Origin of the sequence: Bradyrhizobium sp. 157 (assembly GCF_023073815.1) — a bacterium.
GTDB lineage: Bacteria > Pseudomonadota > Alphaproteobacteria > Rhizobiales > Xanthobacteraceae > Bradyrhizobium.
On sequence record NZ_JADPKF010000002.1, the window covers coordinates 1 to 986 of the forward strand.

A 986-nucleotide genomic window follows, 5' to 3' on the forward strand; every position below is an offset into this window, starting at 1 on the left:
CCTCAGTGCCGATCCCGTACAGAAGCAAGTGCCCGGCAGGTGGACAGCGCAAAAAGGGATTGACTAACTAAGGCCCGTTACAGAAGCCCGGATGGAGCCAACCGGTCGCGCGAATGCGCCCGATGACAGGCTCCGCGCAATCCGGGGGACTGTATCCAGTGGCAACACTGTCCCGGATTGCGCTGCGCTCCATCCGGGCTACGAAACTCGTTCCGCCGGCAACACCGTGAGCTCCGGCCACAGCGCCTTCCAGCGCGCAGCCTTGGCCTCATAATTTGCGACCGAAAAATTTGGTCCCGGGTTAGGCCGCGCGATCAGTGCGGCGACATCGTCAAAACCATTCGGCGCGTAAACCTCATGCCCATTCCGCGTGCGCCGGATTCCGATCTGGGTGTTCCTGGTCAGAAAGCGATCGATGCCATCGGTCGAGCAACGCAACGGAGGGTATGGCAGGCCATGTTTCTTCGGGTACCAGAGATGCACGCGCGCTTGATTGCGCGCCTCGACCGCGATGCCGCGGCTTGAAAATCGCTGCGCCAGCGCGCGGATGACGGCATCCTCGGCTTCCCAGGACGTATCGGGATCGAAATAGAACACGTCGTAATCGTTGATGCCGTAATCGACCGCGCGTTTGGTGAGCACGTTCCACACCGTCTGCACCAGGCAGCCGGAGACCAGCCACGCGTCCGGCAGCGACAGTCGAAACAGTTCCTCGGTGATGATTTCGTTGATGGGATTGCGCAGAGCGGCGGTGAGGAATTGGTCCTGGTTCATTGCCGTTCGCCTGGGGATCGTAGCTGGGTGGCACGAATGCCGCACGTCGTCATTGCGAGGAGCGTAGCGACGAAGCAATCCATTCTTCACTGCCGCAAGATGGATTGCTTCGCTTCGCTCGCAATTGTCGATGTTCACTAATTCGCTGATTGGATCGCGGTGGTCTTGGTAGCGGCGAAGGCCTTGGGAGTTTGCCCTGCCAAGGCCTGATG

At 60.1% G+C, this 986-nt stretch carries 1 protein-coding gene; it reads right to left on the minus strand.

Annotation, left to right across the window (positions count from 1 at the left end; translation table 11 throughout):
- Positions 1–198 precede the first annotated feature (198 nt).
- Positions 199–774: a nucleotidyltransferase family protein gene (locus IVA95_RS00010; RefSeq protein ID WP_247508629.1), complete on the minus strand. Its 576-nt coding sequence runs from the start codon at positions 772–774 to the stop codon at positions 199–201.
- Between the last annotated feature and the right edge of the window lie 212 nt (positions 775–986).